Here is a 252-nt window from a genome sequence, read left to right on the forward strand (position 1 = left end):
GACCAACCCTATCGTGCTCGGTGTGCTTGGTGGCGCAGCCGTCATCCTGGCGTTGCTGCTCCTGCTGTTGTGGGTACGCCATCGCAACGCCCGTCTTGAAGAAGAGAAGCACCTGCGCATGGCGCGAGCGCTGGCTGAAGAGCCGGAGTTCACATCGAGCCTGGAGCGCGACCTGCCCTCCGACAGTTTCGAAGGCCTGGAAGTGGCGCCGCTGAATGCTGCGCCGACGCCCGCGCCTGCACCCACGCCTGC

General features: G+C 65.9%; 1 protein-coding gene. It reads left to right on the plus strand.

Translation table 11 applies throughout. The features are described 5' to 3' along the window. The coding region (locus BFP90_RS00390; RefSeq protein WP_141688878.1) for a hypothetical protein at positions 1-252 on the plus strand (252 nt) is incomplete at both ends.

The organism is Pseudomonas sp. 24 E 13 (genome assembly GCF_900004715.1).
In the GTDB taxonomy this organism is placed as follows: domain Bacteria; phylum Pseudomonadota; class Gammaproteobacteria; order Pseudomonadales; family Pseudomonadaceae; genus Aquipseudomonas; species Aquipseudomonas orientalis_A.